General features: G+C 68.0%; 14 protein-coding genes and 1 tRNA gene. 10 read left to right on the forward strand and 5 right to left on the reverse strand.

Features of this window, described 5'->3' with window-relative positions; translation table 11 throughout:
- Window positions 1-23: 23 nt before the first annotated feature.
- Complete coding sequence (locus HH310_RS33295; protein WP_169179686.1) at window positions 24-3,293, reverse strand: efflux RND transporter permease subunit; 3,270 nt, start codon at window positions 3,291-3,293, stop codon at window positions 24-26.
- Between the two features lie 143 nt (window positions 3,294-3,436).
- Here HH310_RS33295 and HH310_RS33300 point away from each other — a divergent pair, with 143 nt between their 5' ends.
- On the forward strand, window positions 3,437-3,883 hold the full coding sequence (locus tag HH310_RS33300) for a MarR family transcriptional regulator (RefSeq protein WP_312034490.1): 447 nt from the start codon (window positions 3,437-3,439) through the stop codon (window positions 3,881-3,883).
- Here the strand turns inward: HH310_RS33300 and thrC are convergent.
- From thrC to argS, 4 genes are read right to left on the reverse strand one after another with little or no spacing between them, the layout of a single operon-like run.
- Window positions 3,869-4,918 carry a threonine synthase gene (gene thrC / locus HH310_RS33305; RefSeq protein ID WP_169179688.1) on the reverse strand — a complete coding sequence of 350 codons (1,050 nt, stop codon included), beginning with the start codon at window positions 4,916-4,918 and terminating at the stop codon, window positions 3,869-3,871. The two genes, HH310_RS33300 and thrC, sit on opposite strands and share 15 nt — an antisense overlap.
- Before the next feature lies 1 nt (window position 4,919).
- Window positions 4,920-6,233 (reverse strand): homoserine dehydrogenase, encoded by a 1,314-nt coding sequence (locus HH310_RS33310; protein ID WP_169179689.1) that lies wholly within the window; start codon window positions 6,231-6,233, stop codon window positions 4,920-4,922.
- Window positions 6,230-7,615 carry a diaminopimelate decarboxylase gene (gene lysA, locus HH310_RS33315; protein ID WP_169179690.1) on the reverse strand — a complete coding sequence of 462 codons (1,386 nt, stop codon included), beginning with the start codon at window positions 7,613-7,615 and terminating at the stop codon, window positions 6,230-6,232. The genes HH310_RS33310 and lysA overlap by 4 nt, the downstream gene beginning before the upstream one ends.
- Window positions 7,616-7,618: 3 nt before the next feature.
- Window positions 7,619-9,283 carry an arginine--tRNA ligase gene (gene argS / locus HH310_RS33320; RefSeq protein ID WP_169179691.1) on the reverse strand — a complete coding sequence of 555 codons (1,665 nt, stop codon included), beginning with the start codon at window positions 9,281-9,283 and terminating at the stop codon, window positions 7,619-7,621.
- An 85-nt stretch (window positions 9,284-9,368) separates the two neighbouring features.
- Here argS and HH310_RS33325 point away from each other — a divergent pair, with 85 nt between their 5' ends.
- The 9 genes from HH310_RS33325 to HH310_RS33365 all read left to right on the forward strand — a co-directional run bounded on the left by HH310_RS33325 (window position 9,369) and on the right by HH310_RS33365 (window position 16,101).
- Window positions 9,369-10,181 (forward strand): DUF3105 domain-containing protein, encoded by an 813-nt coding sequence (locus HH310_RS33325; RefSeq protein ID WP_169179692.1) that lies wholly within the window; start codon window positions 9,369-9,371, stop codon window positions 10,179-10,181.
- Window positions 10,182-10,186: 5 nt separating this feature from the next.
- A complete protein-coding gene (locus HH310_RS33330; RefSeq protein WP_169179693.1) occupies window positions 10,187-10,846 on the forward strand; it encodes a DUF305 domain-containing protein in 660 nt (219 codons plus the stop codon).
- A 48-nt stretch (window positions 10,847-10,894) separates the two neighbouring features.
- Window positions 10,895-10,966: transfer RNA gene (locus HH310_RS33335), tRNA-Arg, on the forward strand.
- Between the two features lie 940 nt (window positions 10,967-11,906).
- Complete coding sequence (locus tag HH310_RS33340) at window positions 11,907-12,515, forward strand: type IV toxin-antitoxin system AbiEi family antitoxin domain-containing protein (RefSeq protein ID WP_312034492.1); 609 nt, start codon at window positions 11,907-11,909, stop codon at window positions 12,513-12,515.
- Window positions 12,512-12,907 carry a nucleotidyl transferase AbiEii/AbiGii toxin family protein gene (locus tag HH310_RS33345; RefSeq protein ID WP_169179694.1) on the forward strand — a complete coding sequence of 132 codons (396 nt, stop codon included), beginning with the start codon at window positions 12,512-12,514 and terminating at the stop codon, window positions 12,905-12,907. Before HH310_RS33340 ends, HH310_RS33345 begins: the two co-directional genes overlap by 4 nt.
- 5 nt (window positions 12,908-12,912) lie before the next feature.
- Window positions 12,913-13,392 (forward strand): site-specific integrase, encoded by a 480-nt coding sequence (locus HH310_RS33350; protein ID WP_312034493.1) that lies wholly within the window; start codon window positions 12,913-12,915, stop codon window positions 13,390-13,392.
- A complete protein-coding gene (locus tag HH310_RS33355; protein ID WP_169179695.1) occupies window positions 13,389-13,727 on the forward strand; it encodes a hypothetical protein in 339 nt (112 codons plus the stop codon). The genes HH310_RS33350 and HH310_RS33355 overlap by 4 nt, the downstream gene beginning before the upstream one ends.
- A gap of 32 nt (window positions 13,728-13,759) precedes the next feature.
- On the forward strand, window positions 13,760-15,793 hold the full coding sequence (locus HH310_RS33360) for a tyrosine-type recombinase/integrase (protein WP_169179696.1): 2,034 nt from the start codon (window positions 13,760-13,762) through the stop codon (window positions 15,791-15,793).
- Window positions 15,790-16,101, forward strand: a complete 312-nt coding sequence (locus tag HH310_RS33365) for a hypothetical protein (protein WP_169179697.1) — start codon at window positions 15,790-15,792, stop codon at window positions 16,099-16,101. Before HH310_RS33360 ends, HH310_RS33365 begins: the two co-directional genes overlap by 4 nt.
- Window positions 16,102-16,161: the final 60 nt, after the last annotated feature.

Raw genomic sequence — 16,161 nt, forward strand, 5'->3', positions numbered from 1 at the left:
GCCCGCCCATCCGTTCCCGTCGATCAGGCCGGCGGCTGCTCGGGCCGCCGCTTCGGCATCTTCAGCACCTCGAACTGATCGGTGTAGCCACGCAGCGCACCGCTGGGCTGGGCCTCGTGCGCACCGCCGCCGTTGGTGGCCGGAACCGGCACCTGCTCCTCGTCCGGCTCCTGCGGCTCCTCGTCCCGCGGCGCCTCGTCCACCGGCGGCACCGGGAAGAGGTCGATCTCGCCGCGCTTGGCCGCGCGCTTCAACCGGCGCTTCTCCTTGCGGTTCTCCACCATCGTGTAGAGCGTCGGGACCAGCACCAGCGTGAGCAGCGTGGAGCTGACCAGACCACCGATGACCACAATGGCCAGTGGCTGCGAGATGAAGCCACCCTCACCGGTGATGCCCAGCGCCATCGGCAGCAGCGCGAAGATGGTCGCGATCGCGGTCATCAGGATCGGCCGCAGCCGGTGCCGGCCGCCCTCGATCACCGCTTCCTGCACGCCCATGCCGTTGACGCGGTAGTGGTTGATCAGATCCATCAGCACGATGGCGTTGGTGACCACGATGCCGACGAGCATCAGCACACCGATCAGGGCCGGAACGCCCAGGGCGGTGCCGGTGATCAGCAGCAGCGCGATCGCGCCGGTCGCCGCGAACGGGATCGACACCAGCAGGATGAACGGCTGGATCAGGCTGCGGAACGTGGCCACCATGATGATGAACACGATCGCGATGGCCGCGAGCACGGCGAGGCCGAGCTGCTTGAACGCGTCCGCCTGGTCGGCGCTGACGCCGCCGATACTGTACGACGCCCCGGCCGGCAGGGTGAGCGCGTCCAGGTTCTTCTTGAGGTCGGCGGTGGCCTTGCTCAGGTTCGGACCGGTGTACGTGGCGGTGACCGAGGCACTGCGGTTCCCGTCGGTACGGGTGACCTGCTCGGGACCGGCCACCTGGCGCACGTCGGCGACCTGGTCGAGCCGGACGACGCCGCGCGGCGTGCTGATCGGCAGGGCGCGCAGCGCGGCCGGGTCGGCCGGCGGCGTGCCGAACGAGACCACCACGTCCTGGGTGGTGCCGTCCACGGTGATCCGGCCGGCCGGTGCCGAGCGGAACGCCCCGGCCACGGACTGGCCGATCGCCGCCTCGGTGAGGCCGGCGCGGGCCGCGGCGTCGCGCTTCACCGCGACGTCGAGACGCGGCACGCTGGCCGCGAGGCTGGACTCCACATCGGTGGTGTCCGCGGTGCCCGCCACCACCTTCTGCACCTGGTCGGTGGCGGTGGCCAGCGCCTGCTCGTCGGACGCCTGCACGTCGACGGCGAGCTGGGTGCCGAAGCCGGCGCTGTCCTGCCCACCGATCTTGACGTCGCCGATGCCGCTCATCGAGTCGAACTTGGCGCGCAGCTCGTCGGTGACCTTGGTGGCGTCCACGCCCTCGTCGAGCGCGATGTTGAAGCTGGCGCCGCTGGCCCCGCCGCTGCCGGCGAACGGGTTGAAGTCGCCGTTGCCGACCGTGACCTGGTAGGTCTTCACGTCGTCGCGGGCCGCGAGCACGCCCTCGACCTGCTTGGCCGCGGCGTCGGTGGTGGCCAGGCTGGTGCCCACCGGCAGCGACTGCTCCATGCTGATGGTGTCCTGGCCGGACTGGTCGAGGAAGTTCGTCTTCAGCCCGGTGCTCAGCACGAACGTGCCGATCAGGACCGCGATGCCGATCAGCACGGTGGTCCAGCGCCGGGTGGTGGCGAACCGGATCACCGGCAGGTAGCCGCGCTGCAGCGGGCTGCCCCGCTCCTTCTCCTCGGCGGCCCGGCGGATCGCCTCGGTGTCCGCGTTCGCGGCGGGCGGCTTGAGGAACCAGTACGCCAGCGCCGGGATCACGGTCAGCGCGACCAGCAGCGAGGCGAGCAGCGCCACCGTGACGGTGATCGCGAAGGACGAGAAGATCTGCCCGACCAGACCGCCGACCAGGGCGATCGGGGCGAACACGGCCACCGTCGTCAGGGTCGAGGCGGTGACCGCGCCGGCCACCTCACGGACCGCGGCGGTGATGGCGTGCACCTTCGGCTCGCCGTACTCGAGATGTCTCTTGATGTTCTCGAGCACCACGATCGAGTCGTCCACCACCCGGCCGATCGCGATGGTCAGCGCGCCCAGCGTGAGCAGGTTGAGCGAGTAGTCGCCGATCCAGAGCGCGATCAGTGCGATCAGCACGGACAGCGGGATCGAGACGGCGGTGACCAGCGTGGACCGGACCGAGAGCAGGAAGACCAGGATCACGATCACGGCCATCAGCAGGCCGAGGAGTCCTTCTTCGGTCAGGCCCTTGATCGACCGCTCGACGAACGGCGCCTGGTCGGTGATCACGGTCAGCTTGGCGCCGGAGTCTTTCTCCAGGTCGGCGAGCTTGTCGCGGACCTGATGCGAGATGTCGACCGGGTTGCCGTCCGGGCGGGCGGTGACCGCGATGCCGAGGCTGTCCACGCCGTCGGTGCGGGTGAACGACGTCGGGGCGGGCAGCTTGCTCTCCACCGTGGCCACGTCGGACAGCTTCACCGGACCGCGCGCGCCGGTCAGGAACAGGCCCTTGAGCTGGTCGACCGAGGAGACCGGGGTGCCGACCTGGACGTTGAGCGCGGTCTGGCCGTCGACGACGGTGCCGGCCGGGATCGAGACGCCGTTCGCCTGCAGCACCGTGGTCAGCGATTTCGGATCGACACCCGCGGCGGCGACCTTGCGCAGGTCCGGGGTGATCACGACCTGTGCCTCGCGAGCGCCGGTGACCTGCGTGTCCCGTACGCCGTCGATGGCATTGAGCTCGGGCACCACGGTGCTGTTGAGCTTGGCGAGCAGATCGCTCTCGCTGCTGCCGCCGGACGCGGCCAGGATGATGGCCGGGATGTCGTCGGTACCGCCCGCGAAGATGGTCGGCTCGACGTTGTCCGGCAGCGTGGGCTGGATCCGGTTCACCGCGGTGGTCAACTGGTTGACCGCGGTGGCGATGTCGGTCCCGTAGACGAACTCGACCACGACGCTGGCCGAGCCCTCACGGGTCGTGGACGTCACCTTGTCGACGCCGTCGATGCCCTTGACGGCGTCCTCGATCGGCTCGGTGACCTGGTCCTGGATGATCTCCGGACCGGCACCGGGCAGGGCCGCGCCGACGAACGCCGCGGGCAGCTCGATCGACGGGAACAGCTGCTGCTTAAGGGATGGGATGGCGAACAGCCCGAAGCCGGTGATCACGATCGCGATCAGCGCGACGAGCCCTCTATTGGCGAGACTGAGCCGGGTCAGGATTGACATGGGCGCTCCCCCGAGAATAGTTCGGCCGACATGAATAGTTTGCCCGACGCGAACAAATGGTTTTCCGCCGGGGTGCGCTGGTAGCGTCCGACACAAGATGGACGCCGATCGGCCATCAGCGCGTCACAGAGAAGGGTTGGGCGGTGGCCGAGAACCAACAGCTCATCGCGGACATTATGGCCACGCAGCAGCTGCTGCAGGCCCGGTTTGGGTATGACCGCGCGGACCCGCTGTTCTCCTCCCACCTGACGTTGTCGCAGCTCAAAATCCTCATGCTGCTCGCGCAGCACGGGAGTATGCCGGGCGGCGAGCTCGCCCGGACGCTCGGCATCGGCCTCGCGGCTCTGAGCGGCATGGTCGACCGGCTGGTGGTGCAGGACTTCGTGACGCGCACGGAGGACCTGCACGACCGGCGAGTGCGCCGGATCGGCCTCACGAAACAGGGATCAGCACTCATCGCGAACATCTTCAACGCCGGGGAGGAGAAGATGCGTACGCTACTCAGTCGCCTCTCAGCCGAGGAACTGGGGTTGGTCGATCAGGCGATGAAGCTGCTCCTGAACGCGGCTTCGTCCTCAGGCGAGGCCTAGCTCCCGGGCCGCGACCAGCATGTCGTTGCGGATGATGGTGGGCGACGGCGCCGTCGAGATCGCCCACTCCGGATCCTTGAGCCCGTGCCCGGTCACCGTGCAGACCACTGTGGACCCGGCCGGCACCTGCCCGGCCTCCGCCTGCTGCAGCAGCCCCGCCACGCTGGCCGCGCTGGCCAGCTCGACGAACACACCCGAATCGCGAGCCAGCATCCGGTACGCCGTGAGGATCTCCCGGTCGGTCACCGCCTCGATCATGCCGCCGGACGCGTCGCGGGCATCGAGCGCCTTGGTCCAGCTGGCCGGGTTCCCGATCCGGATCGCGGTGGCGATGGTGGACGGTTCGTTGACCACCTCGTTGCGCACGATCGGGGCTGCGCCGGCCGCCTGGAAGCCGAACATCTTGGGCGTGTGCGTGGCCCGGCCCAGCGCGTGGTCCTCCTGGTAGCCCATCCAGTAGGCCGAGATGTTGCCGGCGTTGCCCACCGGGAGGCAGTGGATGTCGGGCGCGTCGCCGAGCGCCTCGACGATCTCGAACGCCGCGGTCTTCTGCCCGTGCAGCCGGTAGATGTTCACCGAGTTGACCAGCGAGACCGGGAAGTCCTGGGCCAGCTTCGAGGCGAGCATGAGGCAGTCGTCGAAGTTGCCGGTGACCTGCAGCAGCTTGGCGCCGTGCACCAGCGCCTGGGCCAGCTTGCCCAGCGCGATCTTGCCCTGCGGCACGAGCACCGCGCAGGTCAGGCCGGCCCGGGCCGCGTACGCCGCGGCGGACGCACTCGTGTTGCCGGTGGACGCGCAGATGATCGCCTTGGAGCCGTCCTCGACCGCCTTGGACACGGCCACCGTCATGCCGCGGTCCTTGAACGACCCGGTCGGGTTGGCGCCCTCGACCTTGAGGTACACGTCGGCGCCGACACGCTGCGACAGCACCGGGGCCGGTAGCAGCGGCGTGTTGCCCTCGTGCAACGTGACCACGGGCGTGGCGTCGGAAACCGGAAGGCGGTCCCGGTACGCCTCGATGAGTCCCCGATACATCTCAGACCCCTCCCTCGACCCGCAGCACGCTGGCGATGGATCGGACGATGTCCAGCTTGGACAGCGACTCCACGGTGGCCGCGAGGTTCGCGTCCGGCGCGCCGTGCGTCACGATGACCAGCTTGGCGTCCTGGTCGCGGCCGGATTGGCGGACCGTCGCGATGGACACCTCGTGGTGCGCGAAGACGCCGGCCACGGTGGCCAGCACGCCCTGCCGATCGGCCACGTCCAGGCTGATGTGATAGCGGGTGACCGCCTCGCCCATCGGCCGGATCGGCAGGTGGGCGTAGTTGCTCTCGCTCGGCGCGCGGGTCCCGGAGAGCCGGTTGCGCGCGGCCGCCACGATGTCGCCGAGGACCGCGCTCGCGGTCGGCGTGCCGCCCGCCCCCGGGCCGTAGAACATGAGCTGCCCGGCCGCCTCCGCCTCGACGAAGACCGCGTTGAACGCGTCGCCGACGCTGGCCAGCGGGTGGCTCCGCGGAATCATCGCCGGATACACCCGCACGCTGACCGACTCCGTCCCGCTGGAATCGGGGCCGCGCTCGCAGATGCAGAGCAGCTTGATCGTGCAGCCCATCTCCTTGGCGCTGGCCACGTCGCCGGCGGTCACCCCGGTCATGCCCTCGCGGAACACGTCGGCCGCGGTCACCCGGGTGTGGAACGCCAGCGAGGCGAGGATGGCCGCCTTGGCCGCGGCGTCGAAGCCCTCCACGTCGGCGGTCGGGTCGGCCTCCGCATAGCCCAGCTCGGTGGCCTCGTCCAGGGCCTCGCCGAAGCCGGCGCCGGAGGAGTCCATCGAGGAGAGGATGAAGTTGGTGGTGCCGTTCACGATGCCGGTCACCTTCGTGACCCGGTCGCCGTGCAGCGACTCGCGCAGCGGGCGCAGCAGCGGGATGGCCCCGGCGACCGACGCCTCGTAGTAGAGGTCGGCGTTGCCCTCGGCGGCCGCGTCGTGCAGCGAGGCGCCGTCCTCGGCGAGCAGTGCCTTGTTCGCGGTCACCACGCTCTTGCCCGCGCGCAGCGCCTCGACCAGCCAGCCGCGGGCCGGCTCGATGCCGCCGACCACCTCGATGACCACGTCGACGTCGTCGCGCTTGACCAGGCCCAGCGCGTCGCTGGTGAACAGGCCCGGAGCCACCGGCAGGTCGCCGCGCGCACGACCGATGCGGCGCACCGCGACGCCGACCAGCTCCAGCCGCGCGCCGATCCGGGCCGTCAGGTCGTCGGCCTGCTCGTGCAGCAGGCGGACCACTTCCGAGCCGACGGTGCCGCAGCCGAGCAGGGCCAGGCGTACGACGGGTTTTGCTGCGCTCATCCAACATCCAATGCGAGCAGGTCGTCCTCGGTCTCCCGGCGGACGATCACGCGCGAGGCGCCGTCGCGAACCGCCACCACGGGCGGCCGAGGCACGTGGTTGTAGTTGCTGGCCATGCTCCGGCAATACGCACCGGTGCCCGGCACGGCGAGAAGGTCTCCGGGCTGTACGTCCGCGGGCAGGAATTCATCCTTCACGACGATGTCCCCGGATTCACAATGCTTTCCCACGACGCGGGCGAGCATCGGCTCGGCGACACTGCGGCGCCCCGCCACGGTGGCCGAGTAGGACGCGTCGTACAGGGCGGTCCGGATGTTGTCGCTCATGCCGCCGTCGACGCTCACGTACGTACGGATGCCGTCGACGTCCTTGACCGTGCCCACCTCGTACAGGGTGAACACGGCGGGACCGACGATGGCCCGGCCCGGCTCGATGGAGAGCCGGGGCACGCGCAGCGAGTTGATCTCGCACTCCGACTCGACGATCTTGTTGATGCGTTTGGCCAGGTCACCCGGGCTGGAGGGGTCGTCCTGGGTGGTGTACGCGATGCCGAAGCCGCCGCCGAGGTCGAGTTCGGCCAGCTCGACGCCGCGCGCGTCACGGATCTGCGCCTGCAGCTCCAGCACCCGCTTCGCGGCGACCTCGAAGCCGCTGGTGTCGAAGATCTGCGAGCCGATGTGCGAGTGCAGGCCACGCAGGTCGAGCACGCCCTCGTCGAGGATCTTGGTGGCCGCCTGGAACGCCGCGCCGCCGGCCAGCGAGAAGCCGAACTTCTGGTCCTCGTGGGCGGTGGCGATGAACTCGTGTGTGTGAGCTTCGACACCGACCGTGACGCGGACGAGGACGCTGGGCCTTTTGTTCCTCTTTCGGGACATTTCCGTTAGACGGGATATTTCGTCGAATGAGTCGACAACGATGCGGCCGACGCCAGCGTCGAGTGCGCGGGACAATTCGGATACCGACTTGTTGTTGCCGTGGAAGCCGATCCGCTCCGGCGGGAACCCGGCCTTGAGGGCGACCGCCAGTTCACCGCCCGAGCACACGTCGAGGAAGAGGCCCTCCTCCTCGATCACCCGCACGACCGCCTTGCACAGGAACGACTTGCCCGCGTAGTAGACGTCCGCGCCGGCGAACGCCGACACGAAGTCCCGGCAGCGTCCGCGCAGGTCCTCCTCGTCCAGGAAGTACGCCGGGGTGCCGTACTCGGCCGCGAGGTCCTCGATGGCGACGCCGCCGATCTCCAGCGACCCGTTTCCGGTGCGCCGGACCGTGCGCGGCCACAGATGCGGGACGAGGGCGTTGACGTCCTCCGGGGTACGCAGCCAGGCCGGTCCCCGGTAACCCAGGTCGCCGTGCAGCGCCCCGGCCTCATGAGCTCGCATGACCTACATCCTCTCGGGCGCTGAGACGCCCAGCAGGCCCAAACCATTCGCAATCACCGTACGGGTGGCGTCGTTCAGCCAAAGCCTTGCACGGTGCAGATCGCTGATCGGCTCGTCGCCCAGCGGGAGGACCCGGCATTTGTCGTAGAAGCGGTGGTACGCGCCGGAGACCTCCTCCAGGTACCGCGCCACGTGGTGCGGCTCGCGCAGCTGCGCCGACCGGGCCACCACGTCCGGGTACTCGCCCAGGGCCTTGAGCAGATCGTTCTCCTTCTCGTGGGCGAGCAGCTCCGGGTGGAAATCGTCCGCCTCGCCCCGGGTCAGGCCCACGTCCGCGGCGTTGCGCGCGACGCCGGCCGTGCGGGCGGCGACATATTGCACGTAGTAGACCGGGTTCTCGCGGGTCGCGCTGGTCCACAACTCGACGTCCAGGTCGATCGGCGAGTCGGACGAATAGCGCGCCAGGGCGTACCGGGTCGCGTCCACACCCAGCGCGTCGACGAAGTCCTCCAGTGTCACCACCGTGCCGGCGCGCTTGCTCATCCGCACCGGCTCCCCGTCGCGTACGAGATTGACCAACTGGCCGATGAGGATCTCGAGGTTCTTCTCCGGGTCGTCGCCGAAGCAGGCCACCATCGCCTTCATCCGGCCGATGTAACCGTGGTGATCGGCGCCCAGCATGATCACGACCCGGTCGAAGCCGCGCTTGCGCTTGTCCAGGTAGTAGGCGCAGTCGGCGGCGAAATACGTCCAGTCGCCGTCGGACTTGCGCAGCACCCGGTCCTTGTCGTCGCCGAACTCGGTGGTGCGCAGCCAGGTCGCGCCGTCCGCCTCGAAGATGTGCCCCTGCGTGCGCAGCGTCTCGAGCGCCTCGTCCAGCTCGCCGCGCGCGTGCAGATCCTTCTCGTTGAAGTACGTGTCGAACCGGACGCCGAACTCGGTCAGCGACGCCTTGATCTCGGCGAACATCAGGTCCACGCCGACCCGCCGGAAGGTCTCCAGGGCCACCGGCTCACCGACGCTCAGCACCTCGGGGGCCTCCGCCAGCACCGCCTGCGCGATCTCCGCGATGTACGCGCCGCCGTATCCGTCCTCCGGGGCCGGGTCGCCCTTCGCGTTCGCGTACAGGGAACGGGCGAATCGGTCGATCTGGGACCCGGCGTCATTGAAGTAATACTCCGTGCCGACCTCGGCGCCGGCCGCGCGCAGCAGCCGCGAGAGCGCGTCACCGACCGCGGCCCATCGGACACCACCGATGTGCACGGGGCCGGTGGGGTTCGCGGAGACGAATTCCAGATTGATTCGTTCCCTCTTCAGGGTGTCGGAATGGCCGTACGTCTGGCCGGCCAGCACGATGTCGCGGGCCAGTTGCCCGGCCGCGGCGGCGTCGAGCCGGATGTTGAGGAAGCCCGGCCCGGCGATCTCCACCGACTTGATCCCGGCCTGCTTGCTCAATGCCTCGGCCAGCTCGGCGGCCAGCTCACGCGGCGCGACGCCGGCCTTCTTGCCCAGCTGCAGGGCCAGCGTCGAGGCGTAGTCGCCGTGCTCGGGGTTGCGCGGACGCTCGACGGTCGTCGTCTCCGGAAGCTGCGACACGTCGAGCCCGCGGGTCTCGAACACGGCACGAGCAGCTGAGAGAACGGTGTCAGCAAGGTTGGCGGGAGTCACTCAACCATGCTATCGGGGGTAGAATCGTGCGCTCGGCGGCCACCCGAGCCCCGCCTTTCCTCTTAGAAAGAATTGACGAGGCACGATGAGCATGAGCACGCCGGGTCCCGAGCGGAACCCGTCCACGGTCAAGGCCGGCAGAACGTCCGGTCAGGGCAAGCCCCCGGCCGGCAAAAAGGCGGGTGCGCAGGCCTCCCGGAAGCCCGGCCAGCGGCCGCCCACCACGGGCAAGGGCGGCAAGGGCCGCCGGACGCCCGTCCCGATCAAGCCCGCGCGCAACTTCGCCCCGTGGATCGTGGCCGGCATCGTCGTGCTCATCGCCGGCGGCATCGTCGTGGCCGCCGTGATCGGCACGGTCCAGGGCTCCAAGGGCTGGGAAGACAAGATGGCCGACATCAAGGGCGTGGTCGACTACCGGGCGCAGAAGAACCCGCAGATCGACTCCCGGAACCACAAGGACGGCACCCTGCAGTACGCCACCACCCCGCCGGTCGGTGGCGACCACAATCCGCTGTGGCAGAACTGCATGGGCGACATCTACGACCAGCCGATCGCCAACGAGCACGCCGTGCACAGCCTCGAGCACGGCGCCGTCTGGGTGACGTACAAGCCCGGCCTGCCCGCCGACCAGATCAACGTGCTCCGCCAGAAGGTCGAGGGCAAGGAGTACATGTTGATGTCCCCGTACACGGGGCTCGACAAGAACGTGTCGCTGCAGGTCTGGGGTTACCAATACAAGACCGACGACGTTAACGACAAGAACATCGACGCCTTCATCAAGAACGGCCGGCTCAACGCCTCGATGGAACCCGGAGCAGCCTGCTCCAACGGCAACACCACCACCGGCCCGGTCACCGCGGCTTCCACCGGCGGCCCGGGCATGACCACGGGTAACTGATACATATGACGGTTTCCACCGACGCGGGCGCTCCTGCTGAAGCCCCGGTCAACGGCGTCACACCGGGTCGCGGCAACCGCGGCCTGGTGTGGGTCATCGCGGCGCTGGTCGTCGGCGCGGTCCTCGGCCTCGGCGCCGGCCTGGTGATCCCGCACTTCACCAAGCCCGGCGACACCTCGGTCGAGGCCGGCTTCCTGCGCGACATGTCGACCCACCACGCCCAGGCCGTGGAGATGTCGATGATCGCCCACGCGAACTCGACCGACCCCGAGATCGTCAACCTCGCGGGTGACATCGCCCTGACCCAGCATGGCCAGATCAACTACATGCAGGCGTGGCTGCGCCAGTGGAACCTCAGCCCGACCAGCTCCCAGCCGACGATGGCCTGGATGCCCGACTCGGCCGGCGAGGTGGTCAACGGCCTGATGCCCGGCATGGCCACCCCCGACCAGATGGCGGCCCTGCGCAAGGCGACCGGCAAGCAGCTGGACATCCAGTATCTGACGCTGATGCGCAACCACCACCTGGGCGGCATCCACATGGCCCAGGAGGCCCAGGACCTGTCCGGCAACAAGGACGTGGACTGGCTGGCCGGCACGATGGTCAGCGGCCAGCAGAGCGAGCTCAACCTGATCGACGGCCTGCTGCAGAAGCTCCAGGGTTAACCGGTTGGCGACGCTCTCCGGGGGCCTGCTAGGCTTCTGAACCACTGAGCCCCCGTAGCTCAGGGGATAGAGCGTCGCCCTCCGGAGGCGAAAGCGCAGGTTCGAATCCTGCCGGGGGCACGACCGAGGGTGGGGTCTGTTTGCGGAGAGCGCAAACCTTATCGCTCGCGCGTTATTCCTGGGGGCCGAGCCCCCAGACCCCACGCCGGGGGTGACCCCCGGACCCCCAACACCTTTCGTGTTCAGTGGAGTGGGAGGCTCGTGGATTTGCGGTGATCCACCGGTCGATGTCGGCGGTTAGCCATACTCGGCCGGCGTTGAGATAGGCCAACGGGGTCGGGAAGTTGTCGTGTCGGCTTAGCTGCTCGAACTTGGTCGCTGAGACTCTCAGCCGATCCTGAATTTCTTGAGAACCCATCAAGTTGGTTCCGAACGGCGGACCCTGTTCGTCCCAGTGTTCCGCCTGGGGGTCGCCGTCGGCATTTCGGCTCAGCCTCCACATGGGTCTGACCACGCGATCTCGCCGTCATGATGCGCGTGCGCGCTCATCCAGCACCACCTCCGTCAGTGTTCCGCGAGTACAGCTCGGGTGCTGTACTCGCGAGCCGCCAGTACAGCGCCAGTGCTGTACTTGGTAAGGGCGTGGAGGATGACGCCAAGAGGGACTTACTTCCCCCGGCGGGGTCGGCGGGCGGCCCAGGTCTTCACGGTCGTTGGCCGCCAGGCCGGCGAACGACCGAACATGCGCTCCGATGCCGGCGCCTGCTGCCGCGCGACATACGCCGCCCACGTACTGCGAGTGATACCGAGGTACGCGGCACAGTCCGCTGCGGTCCACCAGTCGGTAGGCAGCTCATCGGGTTCACGCGTCGACGTCATCGCGCTTCACCGTACGCGAGCGTCGCGCACACCCAGCGGATCCACACGTGCGCACACGCTCGACACCGAACACTCGCCCTGAGTCGGCTTGGAAAGGCTTCGGGTGCTCGCGCGCTCTTCACCTCATAGGTTGTGTAGGAAAATAGTTACAGGTTGCCAGTAGGTGTGTAGACTTTCCTACGTGACTTGGCATAGTTCTCCGGGTGACGAGGCCCTGCTCGGGCTGCCTGTCACCTTCACGTACTCGGACGCGCGACGAGGCGGGCTGACCGAGCGTCAGCTGTATCGGCTGAGGGATGGCGGCGTCATCGAGGTGGTCGGCCGCGGGCTGTTCCGCCGGGCGGAAACGGACGCCGGCCTTGCCGACGTCGATTTGCTGGATATCGCAAGACGCGCACCCTTGGCCACGCTTTGTCTGACCAGCGCATTGGCGCGTCATGGATTGACCGACGAGATTCCCGCGACGATCGATGTCGCTCTTCCGCGCGGCACCTACCGCCCTAGAGTGGCTGCTCCGGTGACCTGGCACCTATTCGACCGCGACACATTTGAAATCGGGCGGACTACGGTGCCGATCGACGAACATGCGTCCATCGGGCTGTATGACGCGCCCCGGAGCATCATCGACGCAGCTCGGCTCCGTTACCGCGAGGGCTCCGAGCTTGTCTACGGCGCGTTGAAACGCTGGCTCGGCCGCCGAGGGTCGTCGCCCTCGGACCTGTTGGCGATGGCGCGGCATTTCCCGCAAGCCGAACGAACGCTTCGCGAGGCGATGGAGATTCTGCTGTGACCGAACGAGCCACCCGCGCCACCGTCGCGGGGCGCGCCTACCTCGATCTGCAAAACCTTGCTCGCCGAACCAGACGGCCGACGGACGAGTTGCACCAGATCTACGCCCTGGAGGGTTTCCTCGCTCGGCTGGTCGAGTCCGCCTACGCCGATCGCCTGATCCTCAAAGGTGGCGTGCTGCTCGCAGCTCTCGATGTGCGTCGACCCACCCGCGATGTCGACTTTCAGGGCAAACAGGTCTCGAACGATCTCGGCCAGATGCTTGCGATGGTAAAGGCGATCGCGAACACCACGCTCGACGACGGTTTGATCCTGCACACCGACGCCGCTACCGCCGAGATCATTCGTGACCAGGACGAGTACAGCGGCGTCCGGATCACGCTCACCGGCTGATCCGCGTGATCCGCAAGGGCACGCGAGCTCAGCAGTGGTTGCCGGCCAGCCCGGACGCGTTCGTCTGGCTTCGCCTCTACTTCAATGACATCGGGGGCATCATCGGCGCCGACGACGCGGTGTGGCAGACCGTCAACCTGCGTCGAGGTGCCCACGCGCGGTTGTCGTACGACGCTCTGCGCGCGGTGTTCCGACGGGTGAACGTGAGGCTGGGCACCAACTGGACGATGCACGACCTGAGACACACTTGCGCGATCCGGCTGCTCCGGGACGAACGACTGACGCTGCGCGACGTACAGACCATTCTTGGGCACGCGAACCTGGCGACCACCCAGATCTATCTTGAGCAAATCGATGACGAACTGTTTGCCCGGGTCCGGGACCACTTCGCCAGCCGCCGCGCGGACCGGGAGCTGCCGCCCGTGCCGGTGGCGAGCGGCTACGACGCAGCAGACCTTGCGGTACTCCTCGGAGGTATCCGGTGATCACCACCATGCCCGTGACGGCTCCGACGCGGGACGGCGTCGCAGCGCCGGAGACGGCCGCCGGTCCATGTAAGCGGCCGGTCAGTGGGCTCGACACGGCCGCCATCTCGCAGGTGCTCGCCGCCATGCCTGGCCTCGCGACGTGGCCGACGGCGGTGAAGGATGTTCGGCGCCTGCTCCGGACCGCCGAGCGGATGATGGTATGGCTTCAGCGGCTGGCGGGCGACGGCTGGCAGGCACGGTGGCAGCGGGCCGAGGAACTGTACGGGGCGAAGTGGCGAGAATGGCCCCTGGAGCAGGCCGCAAGCGAGGCCCGACCACGCGCCAGGAACTGACCCGCGGATTGGGATGCCTCATCCGGCTTCGCTTGGTCAAGCCCAGCTACGTCTTCCTCACCACGTACAACCCCAACTCGCTGTTCCGCGAGATGCGAACCGAGGTCAGTGCGGAACTGTTTGCGCGTATAGAGGGCCTGGCCCAGGGCCGGGGCGTCACCGAGCAACAGGCCCGGCGAGCCTTCAACGTGCTCACGATGATGGTCATCCATCTCGGGGTTGAGCTGAGTGATCTGACGATCGCTGACATGCTCCACTTTCAGGAGGCGGCTAAACGCCGGTCGCGGGACCGCACCGTCGACGGCTGCCATGCCGCGTGGCAGATGCTCGTCGACATCGGTGTGTTCCCCTCGGGCACGACCCTGCGGGCGGAGATGCTGCCCGGGCAGCTAACGAGCGCCCAACTGGTCGACCAGTATCAGATCGAGAACGAGCGAGTTCGGGCGCTGCTGATTCGATACCTCGACGAGCGGCGGCCCGGCCTGGACTACACCACGTTCAGCGGGATGGCTCGGATGCTGGTCGGCCAGTTCTGGGCGGACATCGAACAGCATCATCCCGAGTTGGCCACCACCAATCTGCCCAGCGATGTCGCGCAGGCGTGGAAGGACCGCGTCCGCGCCCCGGTCCCTGGTCGCGAGACTCGCCGCCGCTGGGACGTCTTCATGATCGTGCGGGCCTTCTACCTCGACATCGCCGAGTGGGCACTGGCCGACCCGTCGTGGGTGGAATGGGTGTTCCCCAGCCCGGTACGTCGGATCGACATCGAGGGATCAACCCGGCGGGGTAAAGCGACGGCGGCCACGCACCAGCGCATCCGCGAACGCCTTCCCCATCTGCAACGACTTGTCGACGCGGCCGAACAATGGAAACGAGATCGAGCCGCTCTGCTCGAAGCCGCCTGTCGGACGGCGATCGGCGCGACCTTCCGGTGCGCCGAGGTCAGCTACCAGCGGATCAGCCGCGACATCTCGCGAGTGCACGGCCGTCGACGGTCTCATCTGTTCGTCGAGGACCTTACGACCGCCGAGCTGATCAACCTCACTGTCGCTGAAGACGAGGCGTTCTGGGCCTGGGCGGTCATCGAGACACTTCGGCACACCGGGATCCGGATCGAGGAGATGTTAGAGCTGACCCAGCTCGCCATCGTCTCCCACCGACTGGCCGACACCGGGGAAGTGATCCCTCTGCTGCAGATCGTGCCGTCCAAGAGCAATGAAGAGCGGCTGCTTTTTGTCACCCCTGAGCTGGCCAGTGTGCTAGCCGCGATCATCGGTCGGATCCGGGACTCCGATGGCGCCGTTCCTCTCGTTGCCCGGTTCGACGGCTACGAACGCGTGACCAGACCGGAGTTGCCGCATCTGTTCCAGCATCGTGACGGGTTCCGGCACCGCAACGGCTGGCGGTCAGACGTACTGCACCCGGAGCTGGTCCGTCACCTTCTCATCAATACGTTGGGGCGCTCCGGCATCACGGATACGGCCGGCCAGCCGTTGCACTACACCCCGCATGATTTCAGGCGGATGTTCGCCACCGAAGCCGTCACCGGTGGCCTACCCATCCACATCGCCGCGAAGCTCCTCGGCCATGCGGACGTCGGCACCACGCAGGTGTACACGGCGGTCTACCAGGACGATCTCATCCGAAGCTATCGGGCCTTCGTCGACCGACGCCGAGCCATGCGCCCCACCCACGAGTACCGAGAGCCGTCGGAGGCTGAGTGGACCGAGTTTCAGCAGCACTTCCACCTGCGCAAGATCGAACTTGGCACCTGCGGCCGGCCGTATGGCACGCCGTGCGCTCACGAACATGCCTGCGTCCGGTGTCCGATGCTTCGCGTCGATCCTAGCCAGCGACGGCGCCTCACAGAGATCATCCGCAACCTCACCGAACGGATCAGCGAGGCCAAGGCCAACGGGTGGCACGGCGAGGTCGAGGGGCTCACCGTCAGCCTCGCGGCAGCCGAACACAAGCTGACGGGCCTGGACCGCACCATCCGCAACCGCCCTGGCTCCACCCCGATTGGCATGCCCGGCCTACGAGTAGATCCGGGACAGCTTCGTTGAGTCACGACCAGATCGTGCCGCCAGAACTAATAAGGAACGTCTATGTCAAGTTCGCGCAGCCGAGCGACGGCCCGCGAAAGGCACTCGCCAGCGGTGGCTCCGTCGGAACGCATTCCAGCGCTCAGCGGTCCACCACTCGCGGCGAACGTCCAGGCCGGCCGGCGTTCGGCAAGACGCTCAGCGTCGATCCTCAGCATGGCATCGACGCCTTGTTCCGCGAGCCACTCCAGGATGAGCAGGGCGATGTCCTCGACTCCATCGCTCTGCGGATTTCCCGGCCATCGGCTCGTCGACCGGTCACCGCATGACCTTATCGGCGAGCCCTGCCTCCCGCCCGCGATCTATGCGGACCCGACCCGGCCTGGGCC

It is taken from the genome of Actinoplanes sp. TBRC 11911 (genome assembly GCF_012933445.1).
Lineage (GTDB): Bacteria > Actinomycetota > Actinomycetes > Mycobacteriales > Micromonosporaceae > Actinoplanes.